This window comes from Streptomyces sp. PA03-5A, from assembly GCF_033792725.1.
In the GTDB taxonomy this organism is placed as follows: Bacteria; Actinomycetota; Actinomycetes; order Streptomycetales; family Streptomycetaceae; genus Actinacidiphila.
This window is the reverse complement of sequence record NZ_JARAVL010000008.1, coordinates 284,114-299,634: the sequence shown is the minus strand read 5'-3', so window position 1 is coordinate 299,634 and position 15,521 is coordinate 284,114. Positions and strand designations below refer to the sequence as shown.

18 protein-coding genes are annotated in these 15,521 nt (G+C 71.7%); 3 read left to right on the top strand and 15 right to left on the bottom strand.

All coding sequences use genetic code 11. The features are described from left to right. Positions 1-170: 170 nt before the first annotated feature. On the top strand, positions 171-971 hold the full coding sequence (locus PV410_RS12935; RefSeq protein ID WP_500324236.1) for a hypothetical protein: 801 nt from the start codon (positions 171-173) through the stop codon (positions 969-971). Positions 972-1,147: 176 nt separating this feature from the next. Further along, positions 1,148-1,315: a hypothetical protein gene (locus PV410_RS12930; RefSeq protein ID WP_500324235.1), complete on the top strand. Its 168-nt coding sequence runs from the start codon at positions 1,148-1,150 to the stop codon at positions 1,313-1,315. 8 nt (positions 1,316-1,323) lie between these two features. Here PV410_RS12930 and PV410_RS12925 read toward each other — a convergent pair whose 3' ends face one another. Genes PV410_RS12925 through PV410_RS12900 form a run of 6 tightly spaced genes read right to left on the bottom strand, consistent with a single transcriptional unit; the run spans position 1,324 to position 4,674 of the window. Next, the gene (locus tag PV410_RS12925) at positions 1,324-1,701 is read right to left on the bottom strand and encodes a hypothetical protein (protein WP_500324234.1); all 378 of its coding nucleotides are present in this window, start codon (positions 1,699-1,701) and stop codon (positions 1,324-1,326) included. A 10-nt stretch (positions 1,702-1,711) separates the two neighbouring features. Beyond that, entirely contained in the window at positions 1,712-1,876 is a 165-nt protein-coding gene (locus tag PV410_RS12920) for a hypothetical protein (protein ID WP_500324233.1), read from the bottom strand. Then, positions 1,873-2,463 carry a hypothetical protein gene (locus tag PV410_RS12915; RefSeq protein ID WP_500324232.1) on the bottom strand — a complete coding sequence of 197 codons (591 nt, stop codon included), beginning with the start codon at positions 2,461-2,463 and terminating at the stop codon, positions 1,873-1,875. Before PV410_RS12915 ends, PV410_RS12920 begins: the two co-directional genes overlap by 4 nt. Beyond that, a complete protein-coding gene (locus tag PV410_RS12910; RefSeq protein WP_500324231.1) occupies positions 2,454-3,263 on the bottom strand; it encodes a hypothetical protein in 810 nt (269 codons plus the stop codon). The genes PV410_RS12915 and PV410_RS12910 overlap by 10 nt, the downstream gene beginning before the upstream one ends. After that, a complete protein-coding gene (locus PV410_RS12905) occupies positions 3,263-3,970 on the bottom strand; it encodes a hypothetical protein (RefSeq protein WP_500324230.1) in 708 nt (235 codons plus the stop codon). Before PV410_RS12905 ends, PV410_RS12910 begins: the two co-directional genes overlap by 1 nt. Continuing rightward, positions 3,970-4,674: a hypothetical protein gene (locus tag PV410_RS12900; protein ID WP_500324229.1), complete on the bottom strand. Its 705-nt coding sequence runs from the start codon at positions 4,672-4,674 to the stop codon at positions 3,970-3,972. The genes PV410_RS12905 and PV410_RS12900 overlap by 1 nt, the downstream gene beginning before the upstream one ends. Before the next feature lie 128 nt (positions 4,675-4,802). On the opposite strand from PV410_RS12900, the gene PV410_RS12895 reads away from it, so the two are divergent. After that, a complete protein-coding gene (locus tag PV410_RS12895) occupies positions 4,803-5,099 on the top strand; it encodes a hypothetical protein (RefSeq protein ID WP_500324228.1) in 297 nt (98 codons plus the stop codon). 18 nt (positions 5,100-5,117) lie between these two features. On the opposite strand, the gene PV410_RS12890 is transcribed toward PV410_RS12895, so the two are convergent. Genes PV410_RS12890 through PV410_RS12850 form a run of 9 tightly spaced genes read right to left on the bottom strand, consistent with a single transcriptional unit; the run spans position 5,118 to position 15,521 of the window. Further along, complete coding sequence (locus tag PV410_RS12890; protein ID WP_500324227.1) at positions 5,118-5,423, bottom strand: hypothetical protein; 306 nt, start codon at positions 5,421-5,423, stop codon at positions 5,118-5,120. Next, a complete protein-coding gene (locus PV410_RS12885) occupies positions 5,420-5,893 on the bottom strand; it encodes a hypothetical protein (protein ID WP_500324226.1) in 474 nt (157 codons plus the stop codon). The genes PV410_RS12890 and PV410_RS12885 overlap by 4 nt, the downstream gene beginning before the upstream one ends. Before the next feature lie 2 nt (positions 5,894-5,895). Continuing rightward, the gene (locus tag PV410_RS12880; RefSeq protein WP_500324225.1) at positions 5,896-6,366 is read right to left on the bottom strand and encodes a hypothetical protein; all 471 of its coding nucleotides are present in this window, start codon (positions 6,364-6,366) and stop codon (positions 5,896-5,898) included. 15 nt (positions 6,367-6,381) lie between these two features. Then, on the bottom strand, positions 6,382-6,849 hold the full coding sequence (locus PV410_RS12875; RefSeq protein WP_500324224.1) for a hypothetical protein: 468 nt from the start codon (positions 6,847-6,849) through the stop codon (positions 6,382-6,384). After that, positions 6,846-7,487 (bottom strand): hypothetical protein, encoded by a 642-nt coding sequence (locus tag PV410_RS12870; RefSeq protein WP_500324223.1) that lies wholly within the window; start codon positions 7,485-7,487, stop codon positions 6,846-6,848. The genes PV410_RS12875 and PV410_RS12870 overlap by 4 nt, the downstream gene beginning before the upstream one ends. Further along, entirely contained in the window at positions 7,487-8,170 is a 684-nt protein-coding gene (locus PV410_RS12865) for a hypothetical protein (protein WP_500324222.1), read from the bottom strand. Before PV410_RS12865 ends, PV410_RS12870 begins: the two co-directional genes overlap by 1 nt. Next, positions 8,170-8,835 carry a hypothetical protein gene (locus PV410_RS12860; RefSeq protein ID WP_500324221.1) on the bottom strand — a complete coding sequence of 222 codons (666 nt, stop codon included), beginning with the start codon at positions 8,833-8,835 and terminating at the stop codon, positions 8,170-8,172. Before PV410_RS12860 ends, PV410_RS12865 begins: the two co-directional genes overlap by 1 nt. A 3-nt stretch (positions 8,836-8,838) precedes the next feature. Beyond that, positions 8,839-9,030: a hypothetical protein gene (locus tag PV410_RS12855; RefSeq protein WP_500324220.1), complete on the bottom strand. Its 192-nt coding sequence runs from the start codon at positions 9,028-9,030 to the stop codon at positions 8,839-8,841. A gap of 26 nt (positions 9,031-9,056) precedes the next feature. Continuing rightward, positions 9,057-15,521, bottom strand: coding sequence for a hypothetical protein (locus PV410_RS12850; RefSeq protein WP_500324219.1), 6,465 nt, complete (start codon positions 15,519-15,521; stop codon positions 9,057-9,059).

The window sequence follows — 15,521 nt, the reverse complement described above, 5'->3', positions numbered from 1 at the left end:
GCTACGAACGCCGCGCCGACCTCCACCAGGGCCTCCTGGAACTCGCCTGCAGCATCATCTGCCTCCGACGACTCCGACCTTCATTCTGAAACGATCAGTAAGCGGGGCCGCCGCCCGCCAGTTCCCGCAAGCGGGCGGCACCCGCCGCCCCGCCGCGGGATCATCTGGCCATGGACATGCAGGGGGTTGGCGCCATCGCGGCCGCCGCGGTCGCGGCCGCCACCGTCCCGATCACGCTCCTCGTCGGCCGATGGCAGGTGCGCGCAGCCATCCGAGCAGGACAGGACACCTACCGAGCCGCCGTCGACGCAGCGCAACAGCAAGGCACGGCAGCCCATTCACAATGGCGGCGCGAGGTGCGTCGCGAGGCATACGCCTCCTTGCTATTGGCAGGCCAAGGCGTGATCGAACTCGGCGGTCATTTCCTCGGTGGGAAATGGATTCCAGACCCGACTGTCGAGATCACATCAGAGCGTGAACTTCTAATGCAGATGCACCCTGTGATCCACGCGATCAACATCGTCCAACTTGAGGGACCCGACTCGGCAGCCGAGGCAGCAAAACGCTACGGGACGGCGCTGGAGGCGTTCACAGACGCAGCCGCGCAGAGGAGCCACTATGAGCGCGCCGTACGGTTCATGCATGAGAAATTGCAGATTGAGGCGGATGCCAATACCCAGGACGGGCCGGCGCTGAAATCCTTCATACAACTTACCGACTTGAGGGGGGCAATCAGGGAAGCCACTCCTGAGCAACGCTCAGATTGGGTCCGGCCCGCGCCAGACAACCCATTGCGCGAGCCACTAGAAGAACTACGCCTGACAATGCGGGAACTCGGCGATGAGGGTTCCATCCATTGGTCCCGCCTCGTAATCAGCGTGACCAATGAGCCGGATTTTTTGGACGTGCTCAATGAGGGCGATGTCGCTTACAAGGAGTTCCTCCGCGTGGCGCGTCTTGTGCTGGACTGACCTTCCCGCTACGCGTCACCGGCGCCTAGCACAGTCGGGCAAAGCCTTCCATTTCGCTCGCCGGGCGGGGCCGTCCTCGCGACACTGGGGGCATGAAGCTACCTCGCGTGAACTGCCCCACGTGTGGCCGGCCTATCGCGGCCGGGCCCGTCGCGGGAGCGCTGGGGAAGGGTCGCTTGTGGCGGCACGACGAGCCCGGGATGCGGGCGGAGTACCAGGGCGCCCTGGTGTCCTGCGCCGACTCCCTCGCCGTGGTCGACCTGCCGACCGGCGCCCATCAGTTGGAGTTGGGCGCCGACGCGACCGGGCAGGTGCCGGCGGACGTCGCTGCCCTGCTGTTCTGACCGCCGGGTTAGCGGCCCTGTTCCAGGGCCCGGTGCATGAAGTTGTTGGCCCGGCTGCCAGGGTGCCGGACGAGCTTGGCGTACACCGTGCGCCCGCCGACCTCGAATTTCAGGGCCTTCGCCCGTCGCGGACGGATCAGGTGGGGCCTCGTCCCGTCCAACACGAAGCGCACCGCGGGGTGATCACAGGTGACGACCCCTTGCAGGCCGCGCGGCCCCTCCTCGATGTGCCAGTCCACGTAGTCGCCCATGCCGCCCGGGGCCTCGCGCTCCGCGATGCTGGCAACCCGGCGGGTGCGCTGGCTCAGCTTGCGCTCGGCGATCCCGCCACGGGCCCGCAGGAGCCGCGCGAGGCGGCCCTGATCGATCCGTACCTCCACACCCATGCTCGCCTCCCTACGGGCGCAGCAGGACGTACGCGGCGCCCTGCTGCTCCCTCTCCACTTCCACGGCCCGGACCTCGTCCGGCGTGATCTCGGCATAGTCGTACGCCCGCACCTCCAGGTCGCCGTGCTCCTCGGCGAGCCGGCGGAGCTGGTCGACCAGGTCGAGGAGGGTCACGACTCCCCCTCGGCCGGGCACTTGCAGCCCGACAGGGCCACGGTGACGCGCTGCTCGATCCCTACGCAACCGCCTTCCGGGCCGACGGTACGGGAGGGGCCGAGGACGTACTTCCGGCCGCGCCGGCGGGTGGGGTCCGTGCCGGGCAGGCAGCACAGCAGGGCGTTGTAGACGCTCACCTGGTCCACGTGGAGGATGCGCGCCGTCGCGGCCAGGTCCTCGCACGTGGGCGGGCACCCGCCCTCGTCCGGGCCGGGGGCGCACCGCAGGAGGGTGATGACCAGGTCCACGGCGGTGATCGGGGGCGGGGTGCAGCCGCGGATGCCGCGGACGTCGCGGTCCTCGGTGGGGAAGGTGGTCGACGGGTAGATGCGGGCGACGTTGACGGTGAGCTGTCCGCCGGCGCCCTGCTCCTGGCCGCACGGGTCGTCGCAGCTGTCCCAGGCGGCGGCGCCCGGGACCACGCACGCCCGGCACGGGCAGCCGGGCTGCCCGTCGATCTCGGCGGCCGTGGCCTCCAGGGCGGCGCACACGCAGGCGAGGACGGACTCCGCGAGGTCGTGGACCGCGAGCGGGCTCAGGGCCATGTCGTCGTCCTTGGGCGCTTGTAGTCCGGTGAGTAGACCCGGGATGGGCTGGTCATCCGGTACGGGTTGACCGTGGAGAGCCACAGGTCGACGGTGGGGAGCCCGGTGCGGCCCTCGCTGTAGATGAGGGTGGGGTCGAACTCGATGTCGACGCCCTGGCGCTGGAGCCGGGTGACGTTGCGGTTGGCCTTGCAGCCGCAGGAGCCGGCGCCGCCGCAGCCCTTGAGGAGGTGGCACGTCAGCTCCGACACGGCGGCGATCGCCGCGGCGTCCAGCGGCAGCCCGAGGCGGTAGGTGACGGTGAAGGTGCCCGGCGTGCCCGGAGGTTCGGCAAGGTCCTGGCAGGTGGGCCAGCACTCCCCGTCGGTGCGGACGAGGCGGCCGGCGGCGTCCACGCGGTAGGCCTCCGGGACCAGGACGGTGCCGTCCACGTCGACCTCCGTCACGTCGTAGACAGGGCCGGGGAGGTACACCTCGCACAGCTCACCGCACCCGCAGTCCGAGCGGCAGCCGCATACGGAAGCGTTGCGCCACTGTCCGTCGGTGCCGATGTACGGCACCCACGGGCCGGTGCCCACGCCGGCCTGGAACGAGATGGGGGCGGACTCCAGGCACGCCCGCCGGCAGGGCCGTACGGCCATGGGGCAGGTGGGGCCGAGCCTGCGCCCGGACAGTGCCCACAGGAGTTGTGAGGCCACCAGGGACCAGCGGGCGACGGCCTCCTCCCCGTCCTCACCTTCGGGGACCTCGCAGCACAGGTCTACGGGCCAGGCCTGACAGGGTCCGGTCTGGAGCGGCATCAGCGGGCCCCCAGCCTCTCGTACCGGCACGGCTGGTGGAACGTGCGGCGGATGACCTGCCCCACGACGCCGCTACCGAAGGAGTCCGGCATCGTCGACAGGTACGGGGTGGACGCGGTGAACCGGGGCCCGCGGTGCATGACCTTGACGTCCTCGATCCGCTCTCCCCCGATGCCGGCCAGGTTGCCGTAGAGCGTGCGCTTGTGGACGACGTCCAGGTGCCGGCCCGCGCTCAGGGCCGCCACCATGCCCTCCTTGTCGACCGGCAGCGGGACGTGGAGCTCGTAGGACACCGGGTCCTCGTGGCCCAGGTCGACCAGGAGGTCGCGGGTCTCGCGCAGCCCCCGCAGATATGAGCCGTTGCCGCGCGTGGCGTAGTACGCCTCTACCTCGCGGACCGGGCCGCGGTGCATGACGGGCACCTCCTCGACCGGGGTCATGACGAAGAAGTCGTCATTGCAGAGGAGGAAGGTCTCCGAGACCTCCGGGTGTTCGCACGCGGCGCGCACGGCCCGGGTCGTGTTCTGGTACTTCGTGCCGGCCTGGCGCGTCGGGATGTGCCGGACGCCGCCCACCCACGGCGGCCGGTACCCGACGAGCCACACCGTGCGGTGCGGGAGGTTCGCCGCCCAGCTCCTCAGGGCGTACCTGAGTTGATGGGCGGCGTGGTCCTCCCGCACCGGCACGACCAGGTCGAGCGGTTCCATCAGCTCGCCAGGCAGAGGCCACCCGTGACCGGGGTGTACTCGCACACCGGCTCCGGCGGGGCGATTGACGTCACAAACGTCCTGCGGTGGCAGCTCGCCGAGAGCGGGGTGAGGAGCGGCCCCGGGGTGCCGGCCGCGTCCGCGGCGAGCACGTCGTAGGGGCCGGTGCCCCAGCCGCCGCCGGCGCGGGTGGCGCCGGTGAGCTGGAGCGTGACGGCCTCGGCGCCGATCTCCATGTCGCCGAGGAGGCCATTGGTCACCCACGGCAGGAGGAAGTAGATCCACGCGCCGTCGCCGCCGCCGGCGGTGTCACAGACGTCCTCGCCGAGCACCTCGGCCCAGCCCTCCAGGGCGAAGCCGCTGCGGCACTGGAGCGAGCAGTCGTCGTAGCCGATCGGAGCGCCGTCGTACCCGAACACCACCGGGTTTCCGGTCGTGATCTCGATGAACTCCGGCGAGACGGAGAAGAAGTTGACCTCGACGTCGTAGCCGTTGAAGGTCGGGCAGCCGCGCTTGAATCCACACTGGCGGCCATTCGCCGCCTTGTACGTGACGTCCTCGCCGTCCTCGATGTTCGGGTTCATCGCGATGCTCGCCAGGCAGTCAAAGACGAAGCCGTTGTCCTCGCCACAGACGGGGCGGCCACACTGGTCAAGGCGCGTGACCCGGACCGTGTCGAGGTTGGCGATCAGTGGGCAGGTCATGGGGCCCTCCAACGAGTGTTGGTCAGCCCGGCCCAGAACCAGCGGCGTCCCGATGAGTCTAGCTGTGCGGCCCTCGGTTACGGGGCCGTCGCGTGCGCGTGCGCGGGCGTCCCCCGCCACCTCTGGCCATGATCAGTACGCCGTGCCATCATCTGCCGGTGCTTGGTCATTGGACCGGTTCGGTCTTCTACGCCCTTCTCGCCATCGTCAGTCTCGTGTCGGCCGTCCGTCACTCCCTCCAGCGTCAGTGGACAGCTGTGGTCCGGGACACCTCGGGCATGCTCGGTTTCGCTTGCCTCAGCACCATCGGTGACGGGCCCCACCTTCCCGCCACCTTTGTCGTAGCGATGTTCTTCTGCGCGATCGCACTTGCCGCTGAGCTGCGCATCAAGCTCGATAAGCGCAAGAAGCAGTCAGCGGCGTAGACCTCGCCGACACACCCCCTACGGAGCCGCCGCGTGCGCGTGCACGACCACGCCCGGGGCGTTGACCCCGGCCGCGAGGACGCCGATGCCGAGCAGGGTGACCCCGGCGGCCTGGAGGACGTGAACCGTAGTCGACGCCGCCGAGTTCGCGGTGATGCGGGCGGACCGGAAGCCGGCGGTGCCCTCCATGCCCAGGGTGACGACCGGGGCCACGGCGAACGCCCCAGCCGGCCAGGTGAAGGTGACGTTCCCGTTCGCGTCGGTGGTCCCGGTGGCGCGCTCCACGCGCCCGCCAGGCGGGCTGTAGTAGCCGTGCGTCGTCATGCGACCCGCGCGTATCGGAGCGTCGTGCGGCCGGTCCCGTCGCTGTGAATGGCGGCCACCGTGGAGGCGCCGACGCTATTGGTGCGCTGCGCCTGGAGGCGGATCGTGCGCGGGCCGGTCGTCACGTAGCGGGTGGCGATCACGCCGCCCTGGTTCCCGCCGTCGGTGATCGACGAGGGGGCCGAGACGGTCACGCCGACCTGATAGACCATCGTCTCCGTGTTGGGCACGACCGCCCCGGCGGTGACGTCGAACAGGCGTGCCGTGATCCACGTGTTGACCGGCGTGACCCCGGACAGGTTGCCGCGTACGACGGCGTCCAGGTTGTACGTGCCCGCCGACGGTAGGTCGACCTCCAGCACGGTGTTCGTCCACGTGCCGGACGCCGTCGGCTGCAAGTTCAGGTTCCCCGCGAGGACGGCTAGCCCGGTCTCGGAGGGGCGGGCGTAGGCCGCCCCGGTGCCCGTCACGGCTACACCTCGCGGGTGGACGTCACCAGGAAGTCCTGCCCGGCGATGCCGGTGAACACGAACGCGTCCTGGAGCTGCTCGCCGGTGTCGCCGCCGTTGTCGACGCTCCATGTCAGCGTCGTGCCCTGGGGGACCGCGACGGCCGTCCCGCCACCGATGCTCACCGTCGGGGCCCCGGCGTAGACGAGGAGGGTCACCGAGCGGGCGCCGGCGGCGATGGTGACGGTGCCCGCGCCGGTCTGCCGCTGGATCGTGGAGTCGATCAGCGGGTTCGGCGGGGCAGGGTCCGGCTCGCACGCGCCGATCGTGCCCGTCGGGACGTAGGGCGTGGTGCCGTCGAGCGTGGTGTCGACGGTGCCGACCACTCCGCCCGCCGTGGTGTAGCGGCGGAGGAACTGGCCGACGTCGTCGCACAGCACCTCGTACTCGGCATCGCTGGTCGCGGCTGCGACGGATCCGCTGGTTCCGGACATGGGGACTCCTCGGGGTTAGGCGATCCGCCGGTAGCGGAGGGTGGTGAGGCCGTCGGCGTTGGAGGCGATGGTCGCGTTGGCGGCCGTGCCGTTGGTCAGGGTCCGGGACCCTTGCAGGCGGATCACGGTCGGCTGTGTGACGGTGTATTCGACCTGGATCGGGGCGGTGGCGTTCCCGCGGCTGTTGCCGTTGGCCGCGGAGTCCGGCGGGCTGAGCTGCAGCACCATGACCGTGCTGTCCGGCAACACCACGCCGGCGGTGACGTCGAACAGGCGGGCCCTGATGAACGCCTCGGACGGTGACCCCACCAGGAGGCCGCAGCGGACCGAGGCGTCGAGCTGGTAGGTGCCAGCGCTGGGCAGCGTCACCGACAGCGCGGTGTCGTTCCACGATGCCGACGGAGTAGGCACCAGGTTGAGGATGGTGGCCAGGGTCGCCGAGCCGTGCTCGACGTAGCGCAGGCTCGCGCCGGTTCCGCTCATGCGGGGGTGTCTCCTTCTGGGCCGATCCAGTGGGCCATCAGCCGGGTGCGGCCGTCGGCGTTGCTGACGACCTGGGCGACGCCGAGCTGTCCGATCCGGTAGGCGTGCAGGGCGATCTGGTCTCCTGCGGTGAAGGCGCGCAGGAACGCTCCGGTGCCGGTGCCCTGAGCGCCCGCGGTCGCGCCGGTGGCCTGGCCGCGCGACAGGCCCACGACCATCACCTCCTGGCCGACGATGACGCTGCCGTTCTCGAACAAGGCGGCGACCACAAATTCGCTGGCGACGGCGTTGGCGGGCAGTTGCACGCCCCCACGTACGACGTAATTGACCTCCCAGATCCCCGAGCGCGGGATCACCATCGGGGCGACCTCAGTGATCTCCTCGTAGACCCGGTCGGCGCCGTCGAGGTCGTGGGTCCCTACGCCGGCCCACGGGCCCTGTGCCCATGAGCTGTCGACGTTGACCGTCCAGGTCTGCGGGCAGTCACCGGCCGCGGGCGCATCCACAGTGAGGCCCGGGCCCACCTCGAGCGCCGTCGCGGGGACGAGGAGGCCGGAGGCGGACCGGACGAGGGCGTTGCACGGGTCGTCGCTAACGGCCGTCGTGAGGCGGCCGGAGCAGCCGCAGGACCCGGCCATCAGTCGCGCACCTTGTGGGCATACAGGCCGCTGCGCCCGTTGGCGTCGGACACGATGCCCGCCTGCGTGGGCTGGGTGCCGAGCTGGAGCACCGTCTTTGCCTCCATCCGGAGCGTGGTCGGCACGGCCACGGCCAAGTACGTCTTGATCGTTGAGGTGTCGTTGTCGCCGGTGGTCTGGCCTGCTCCGGCCGTGTTCTGCCGGACCTGCGTCACGAACAGCTCCGTCGAGGGCACGATCGCCCCGGCGGTGACGTTCCAGATCCGCGCCACGATGAACGTCCCCGCGATCCCCGTGAAAGACAGAACGCCACGGGCGACCATCGTCACGTCCCACACCCCGGCCGCCGGGAGCAGCAGCGCCGACGCGGTCACCGGCCCGTACGTGTTGTCCGCGAGGGGGAGCAGGTCGGTCGACGACACGACGTCGGTGACGAACTGGGCGGCCAGCCGTGCCCCGACCCGCCACTGCTCCGGGCAATCCCCCGAGGCCGGCGCCTGCACGTCGATGCTGACGGACCGCTGCGGCCCAGTCGGCGTCAGCGGGGTACTCGGCACGCCGCTCACGACGGTGCGCGGCACCAGGAGCCCAGACGCGGTCCGGCGCAGCCCGTTGCACGCGGCCGGGTCCACGGACGGGACGAGGCTGCCGCCTCCCCCTCCCCCGCAGCAGCCGCCCGCCATCAGTCGGCCACCTTCGTCCAGGCGATCACGGAGCCGCCGGTCGCCCCGGCCGCCATCGTGTTCGGGGTGCCGGTGGCGCCCTGGTAGCTGGACTGGACCCGGACGTCGTCCCCGGCCGCGAGCGTGAACAGCTTCGTCGTCGAGCAGGAGCCGTTCCGGCCCGAGGCCATCGACGCCCCGCCGGACAACGTCCAGTTCAGTTGGACCAGGTGCCGCGTCGTGGTGAGGATTGCCGCACCGTTACGCGTCAGCCGGGTCTGCACGAGCCGGTTGAACGCGTTCTGCGCGGTGACCGTCATGCCGCCGGACACGTCCGCCGTGACCCGGTAGACGCCCGCCTCCGGGGCGATGAACGACATGCCGGGGATGTCCGCCCAGGTGTTGATGGCGAGCGTCGTGAGGTCGAGCGGGGCGCTCGGGGCGACCTCGCCGAACAGCGGGGTCAGCCGCGCCCCGACCGTCCACGCGGCGGGGCAGTCGTCGGCCGCGGGGGCTGCCACGTCCACGTCGACCGACCGGCCGGTGCCGACGGCCGCGCCCGGGGCGACGCCGGCCACCTCCGTCCGGGGGACGAGGAGGCCGGTCGTCGTCATGACCGCCTGATTGCACGGGTCGGCGTCGAGCCGTGGCGCGATCCGGTAGGTGCTGCCGCACTTGCCTGGCACCGCTCAGTCCTCCGGGGTCTCGACGAAGCTGACCAGCGGGGCCGCGTCCAACGCGGCCTGGTACTCATCGGCGGTCAGCTCCGTGTAGCCGTGGTCGAGCAGGACCTGGTCGTCGTCCAGGTTCCCGACCCGGGTCAGCCCGCCCTCGGGGTTGCGGTAGTAGCGCTCTACCGGCGGCGGCTGGGTGTCCGTCACGTCGTCTCCTTCGGTGAGGCGGCCGGTCAGCCGGCGGCGCTGGCCTTGTACGTGTAGTTCGTGACGACGTCCGCACCCGCCGGGGCCGTCACCGACAGCACCGCGAGCGAGGAATCGTCGGTGTCGGCAACGGACCAGGTGAGCGACAGCCCGGCCGGGACGGTGACCGTGCCGGAGGACGTGGTCACCTGGGCGGTACCAGCGAGCACGGTCACCGTCGCGGACTGCACGCCCGGGGCCGTCGCCTTGACGTCGAACGTGCCAGCCACGGTGAGCCGGTTCAGACCGGTGTTCACCGCAGCGTCCGCGCCGGACGCCCCCGCGCAGGAGCCGACGGCGCCGACCGGGGTGTACGGCGTGACACCGTCCAGGACCGTGTCGAGGACGCTGACAGGCGTGCCGTCGCCGGCGTACCGGATGTGCCGCAGGAACGGCCCGGCCGTGTCGCACAGGAGCAGCGGCTCACCGGTCAGGGCCTCGCTCGCCTCGCAGTCGACCGGCGCGACCGGGGTGTACGGCTGCGCCAGGTCGCCGTCCTCGTACGTGCCCAGCAGCTCCGGGGCCGCGCCGTTGCACGGGTCGACCGCCCACAGCTCGGTGTACGAGGTGTCCGCGATGCCGTCGCCGTCGGTGTCGTCGCAGCCGCACCGTTCCACCACCTGCTTGGCGCAGTCGGTGGTGCTGCTGCCTGCCGCGCCCGCGCATGGCGCCACATGCCAGCCGTCCGGGACGGCGTCCTGGCGCTGCCCGTCCTCGTCCAGGTAGTAGATCGAGTCATCGCAGCAGACCATCCGCGTCCAGGAGCGGGTCTCGGGGATGACCTCGTACGTGACCTTGAGGTGCACCATCAGGCCGGAGCCGCCGCCGACGGTCTCCTCCACGTCGAGGTAGAGGAAGTTCCGGCCGGCCTGCGCGCCCGGGATGGTGGCGGGGCCGAAGGTGTACGTCGTCCCGTTGTGCGTGGCCGTCGCCGGCAGGGCCTGCCAGGCACCGTTGTTGAGGCGGAACGCGCGGCCGATCTGGTCGGCGTTGAACACCGTGGCCTGGATCTGGATGGTCGCCGGGTCGGCGTTGTCCGGCAGGTCGAAGAACGCGCGGGGGAACCAGTGCGCGTTGAGGAGCGACGGCCCCTCGTTCGGCTGGGCAGGGCTGGACTGCGCGGAGGCGCCGTTCGGGTGCGGGCTCACCCACCACGCCGGACGGGCGGTGTCGGAGTCCACGACCGACCACGCGCCCGAATACTGGTACTCGTACATGTCGTACCAGGGCGGATTGGCCGCCGTCAGGTCCGTGGTCCACTTCCACACCGGGTCCACCGAGTTGTCGTTCAGGTGGCCCTCGTTGGAGATGAACTCGACTTCCTGCGTCGGGTCCTGCTGGATGCAGACCTGGGCCGGCTGGCAGCAGGACTCCGGCTCGGGCGACGGGATCGGGGCCTGAGGGTCGTAGGTCAGATCACAGAGCTGGACGACCTCGGTGTCCCCGCACGGCTCGACGACCGTGCCGCCGCTGCCGGTCGGGGTGCACTGTCCGGCCTCGCCGGTGAGCGTGTAGGGCTGCCCGTCGAGGGTGGTGTCCGCGACGGCGGTGACCGCGCCGGTCTCGCAGTCGACGGTGACGGTGCGGAGGAACTGCGTGTCGCATCCGGTCTGGTCGTACGCCGTGGTGGCGGTGAACGCGGAGAGCTGCCAGGCGGTGCGGCGCGGCGGCGGGCAGGTGGCGCCGCTGTCGTCGTAGGCGTCGAACGCGACCAGGACGACGATGTTCCCGGCGGCGAGATCGGCGGCGGGGACGTCGGCCTCGGCGGTGAGCGTTCCGGACCACCCGGCGGGCGTGTCGAGTGGGGCGAGCGCCAGGGCTACCCGGTTCGTGTCGCCGGGGCCGTTGTAGAGGCCGAGGAAGCCACTGTTCCGGCACCCGTTATCGGGGCCGAGCTGGGTGACGTCGACCTGCACCGTCACGTGCGCGGTGCCCGCGTCACAGACCGGCCGCGGCGCCTGGATGACCGCCGCGGCGGTGCGTACGGTTCCGCCAGTGCCCGGCTGCGGACCCGCCGCGTCCGGGAAGACGAGCGTGCCGCCGTCCCAAAGGGTTTGAGCCCCGGGCATGGCCACGCCCGTGGTGTACGGGTAGTACGGCCCCCCGGGGGTGTCGGTGACGGTCGGCGCAGGGTCGCCGTCGGTGGGCAGGTCACACAGCAGGAGCGAGCTGGAGTTCCGGCACGGCTCGGCGGCCGGGGAGCAGACGCCGACGGTGCCCGCCACGGTGTACGGCGTGGTCCCGTCGAGGGCGAAGTCCGCGACGGTGGGCGTAGCGATACCGGGGGTATAGGTGAGGCGGCGCAGGAACGGCGTGCTCGTGCCGTCGTCGGCGACGTCGCACAGGGTCAGGGTGCTGTCGGTGTCGCAGCACTCCTCCTCGTCGCCGCCGGCCGCCGCGCACTGGCCGACGTCGCCGGTGACGGTGTACGGGTCGCCGTCCAGGGTGGTGTCGCTGGTGGCGACGACCGCGCCGGTCTCGCAGTCCGTGACGATCGTGCGGAGGAACTGGATGCTCTCGTTGCTCGCGCAGTCCGTGAGCTGGACCGTGGCGGAGAACTGGTCGGCGGTCCACTGCTTGGCGGTGCCGTGGAAGGTCTCCAGGGGGAGGCCGACGAACAGGTTGCCGCTGGTGAGGTCGGCGGCCGTGACCGGAGCGGACACGGTGAGCGTCTTCGTCCAGCCGGGCGGCGCGTAGGTGAGGGCGTCGTCGAAGTCCAGGAGCGTCGTCCCCCGGAAAAGCCGCAGCGCACCATCCCACGCTTGCCCGGTACCGGGCCCGTTCTGCGTGACGCGGACGGAGACGGTGAGGGTGCCGCCGGACGTCTCGCACCCGGCCGGGGCGACGGCGGTGATCCGGCCCGTGGCCTGCGCGTGTTCCTGGTTCGGGCCCGTCCCAGCCGGATAGACCAGCGAGCCACCAGACCACAGCGCGGTGTACGGGCCGGGGAGGTTGGTGAACTGGGTCTGTCCGACGTCGGCGGACGTGGCGTCCGTGATCGCCGCGGTGACTGGCCCGCTCCCACCGGCGGGCTGGTCGCACAGGAGGACCGTGGTGCCGTTGGTGCAGTCCTCGCCGTCGTCGCCGGGCGGGCAGACGCCGACAAGCCCGACCGGCGCGTACGGCGTGACCCCGTCCAGGCCGGTGTCCAGGACGGTGGGGGTATCCGCGCCGGGCAGGTAGACCAAGTGCCGCAGGAACGGCACCGGCTCGGCCCCGTCGACGAGGTCGCAGAGCGGGATGACCGCGACGTCCGGCGAGGGCTCCGGCTGCTCCTCGGGGCACACGTCCAGGTGGGTGCCGCCGGGCAGGGCGACGGGGCCCCAGGTGATCGGGTCGACGTAGTTGACCGACAGCCGGTCACCGGTCTCGGTGTCGTACCGGACTTCGGCGAGGATGCGCTGGATGATCCCGCCGCTGGCGTTGTCGACAACGCACATCGGCAGCAACTCGACGTCCACGCCGGGCTCTTCGACCGACGCCGGGCAGACGCCGACCGTCCCTGTCGGGGTGTAGGGCGTGGCCCCGTCCAGGGCGGTGTCCGCGCTCGACGTCAGGGCGCCGTCACAGTCGTAGGTGAGGGTCCGCAGGAACGGCGTCACGGTCCCGCCTGCGGCCGTGTCGCACAAGGTCAGGGCCTCGGTGCGGGCGCAGATCTGGGGGACGATCGTGCCGCCGCCTGTGGCCGCGCACTGCCCGACCTCGCCGGTGACGGTGTACGGGGCGCCGGCGAGGTCCGTGTCTGTGACCGCGGTGACGGCGCCGGTCGTGCAGTCCGTGGTGACCGTGCGGAGGAACTGCGTCCCGCAGCCGTCGACGTCGTACGCGTACGCCGCGGTGAAGTTCCGCGCTTCCCACTGCTTGCCGTCCGGGGGCGGGCAGGTGGCGGTCTGGAAGGTCTCGACGTCCAGCCAGATCGCCACGTCCCCGGCCGCCAGGGCGGCGGCGGGCACGTCCGCCTCCACGGTGAGGGTCTGCGGCACCCCGACCGGGGTGTTGATCAGGCCGGTACCGGCCGCGAGGACCGAGCCGTCCGTGTGGAACAGGCGGAACCGCCCGGCACCGGAGCAGCCGACGCCGGGGCCGAGGTTCTCGACGTCGACGGACAGGCTCAGGTGCGCGGTGCCTGCGTTGCAGGCCGGGGCGTCCGCCTGGAGGGTTGCCGCCACGTACCGGTGGACCTGGGTGATCGTGCCGGGGTTCGTGGACACGTCGGCGGCGAACGTGATGGTGCCGCCGGACCACAGCGCCGCGCCTCCGCCCGGGCGGGCGATGAAGTCCCCGTTCGGGATGTCGGCGATGAACTGCTGTGCCGTGTCCGTGGCGGCCGGCTCGCCGTCGGGGTCGACGTCGTCCGGCAGGTCGCACAGGAGGAGGGTGCTGGCATTGCTGCACGTGCCGCTGCCGCCGTCGTCTGCGCAGCCGCACGGGCACGTGACGATCACGGCCGTGTCCGGGACGGTCTGTCCCGTCTCGATGTCGACGAGGGTCGTGGTGCCGTCGCAGCCCTGGACGACCTGCGCCCGCGCGCTGACCCCGGCGGTAGCCAGCGTGAGGCGGGCGTCGAGGGCGCCCCACGCCACGGTGGGGATGTTGTTGTCGTACTCCAGGGTCAGCGTGTGGGAGCCCGCCGGGAGCGCGACGGTGAACGTCCGGACCGGCGCCCACGCGTACCAGTAGGTGATGGGGTCGTTGATGTCGGGCGAACCCGGCACGGCCGAGTAGTCCGTGAGGAGGGCGCCATCCAGCCAGATGCGGTGCGGGGCATCGTCGGCGCGGGCCGAGACGCTGATCTCCGTCACGATGGCCGAGGTCGTGAACGTCTTGCGGAGGTAGTGCCAGCCGGCGACCGATCCTGACAGGCTGGTGATCAGCCCGGGGCGCTGCTGGCCGGTGATCGGGCCGAAGCCGGCGTTGTACGGGGTCGGTCCCGCGGGCCCCCAGGTGAGGGCGTTCGGGTCGGCGACCGGCGGGGTGCCGGCCTGCGATGCCTGCTCCCATGTCCCGTCAGCGGTGGTGCCGATGTCGAGGGTGCCGGAGGTCACGGCGGGCACGTAGCAGACCTCTCCGAGGGTGAGCGGCACGCACTGCTCGTCGGGGCCGGCCGGACTGCAGACGCCGACCGTGCCCGTCACGGTGTACGGGGCGCCGTCGAGGCCGTAGTCCGTGTGGCCGGTGACCGCGCCCGATGCGGGGTCGCGCCGGAAGTCCCGCACGAACGGCACCGAGGAGCCGTCGGGCTGGACATCGCACAGGACCGTCAGGTCCTGGTCGGCGGCGTTCGCGGCGGCGCCGCCCGGGCAGGCCGTCAGGTCGCCTTGCAGGGTGTAGGTGTTGCCGGTGGCGGGGTCGACCAGGCGCACCGAGGCGAGGGAGCCGTCCGGGTTGTACTCGTACTCGACGAGGACCAGGCCGAGGACGTCGCCGGTGCCCGGGTCGACGTCGCACAGCAGCCCGGCGAGCTCGAACGCGCGGGAGTCCCCGCAGGCCTGCGCGCCGACGGGCGGGGCGCCCGCGCTGTACGTGCCGGTGGTGAGGTTGAGCCAGCCGTCCTGGGTGGTGGCGCCGTCGCAGTCCCGGGTGATGAGGACGGCGATCGGGGTGCCGTCGGCGAGGCACAGGCCGAGGGTCGCCGCCGGGGTCGTGGGGCTCGCGCAGTCGCTGGTGCCCGGGTCAGCGGTTCCGGCGCAGACCCCTGCGGTGCCGATGACGACGTGCGGGGTCTGCCCGTCGAGGGCGACGTCCTCGTACGTCGCCGTCCCGTTGAGGAAGCTGTACCGGCGCAGGAACGGGCCGGTGTCGTCGCATAGCGTCACCGTCTCCGACTCGGGGCACCCGTAGGTGCAGTCGACCGGCGCGGTCGGCACGTACGGCACCGACGGGTCGTCCTGGTAGGTGAGGACGAGCTCGGCGGAGCCGTCTTCGTGGATGCACCACAGCTCGCTGTACGTGGCGTCGGCCTGGCCGTCGCCGTCGGTGTCGTCGCACCGCTGGCGGCACACGGTGTCGATGCACTCGCCGGCGCAGGGCACGGGCGAGATCGGCACGTAGGGCGTGGACGGGTCGCCCTGGTACGTGAGCAGCAGTTCGGCTGTGCCGTCGGCGCGGACGCACCACAGCTCGCTGTACTCGGTGTCGGCCTGGCCGTCGCCGTCGGTGTCGTCGCACAGGTCGCGCGGCACGATGTCGGCGCACCCGGACTCGCACGGACCGGCATCAGCGGGCGGCGGCCCAGCGGTGAACAGGCCGGTGGCGGCGTCGATCCAGCCGACGGCCTCAGGATCGGGCGCGGCCTCGCCGCACTCGACGCAGCCGGACCGGACGACGAGGAGAACCGTCGAGCCGTCCGCACGGCACAGCGCCGCCGAGGCGATCGACGGCGCGCAGCAGGTGGTGACCTCTACCGGGGTGACGTCCCCGCCAGGGGCACAGGGGACCGGCTCAACGGGCAT

Excerpts from the sequence above, each read along its gene's own strand:
- PV410_RS12870 (WP_500324223.1), bottom strand. The coding sequence starts at position 7,487 with ATGGCCGGGTCCTGCGGCTGCTCCGGCCGCCTCACGACGGCCGTTAGC.
- PV410_RS12905 (WP_500324230.1), bottom strand. The coding sequence starts at position 3,970 with ATGGAACCGCTCGACCTGGTCGTGCCGGTGCGGGAGGACCACGCCGCC.
- PV410_RS12915 (WP_500324232.1), bottom strand. The coding sequence starts at position 2,463 with ATGGCCCTGAGCCCGCTCGCGGTCCACGACCTCGCGGAGTCCGTCCTC.
- PV410_RS12880 (WP_500324225.1), bottom strand. The coding sequence starts at position 6,366 with ATGTCCGGAACCAGCGGATCCGTCGCAGCCGCGACCAGCGATGCCGAG.
- PV410_RS12890 (WP_500324227.1), bottom strand. The coding sequence starts at position 5,423 with ATGACGACGCACGGCTACTACAGCCCGCCTGGCGGGCGCGTGGAGCGC.
- PV410_RS12910 (WP_500324231.1), bottom strand. The coding sequence starts at position 3,263 with ATGCCGCTCCAGACCGGACCCTGTCAGGCCTGGCCCGTAGACCTGTGC.
- PV410_RS12935 (WP_500324236.1), top strand. The coding sequence starts at position 171 with ATGGACATGCAGGGGGTTGGCGCCATCGCGGCCGCCGCGGTCGCGGCC.
- PV410_RS12895 (WP_500324228.1), top strand. The coding sequence starts at position 4,803 with ATGATCAGTACGCCGTGCCATCATCTGCCGGTGCTTGGTCATTGGACC.
- PV410_RS12865 (WP_500324222.1), bottom strand. The coding sequence starts at position 8,170 with ATGGCGGGCGGCTGCTGCGGGGGAGGGGGAGGCGGCAGCCTCGTCCCG.
- PV410_RS12900 (WP_500324229.1), bottom strand. The coding sequence starts at position 4,674 with ATGACCTGCCCACTGATCGCCAACCTCGACACGGTCCGGGTCACGCGC.
- PV410_RS12850 (WP_500324219.1), bottom strand. The coding sequence starts at position 15,521 with ATGCCCGTTGAGCCGGTCCCCTGTGCCCCTGGCGGGGACGTCACCCCG.
- PV410_RS12925 (WP_500324234.1), bottom strand. The coding sequence starts at position 1,701 with ATGGGTGTGGAGGTACGGATCGATCAGGGCCGCCTCGCGCGGCTCCTG.
- PV410_RS12875 (WP_500324224.1), bottom strand. The coding sequence starts at position 6,849 with ATGAGCGGAACCGGCGCGAGCCTGCGCTACGTCGAGCACGGCTCGGCG.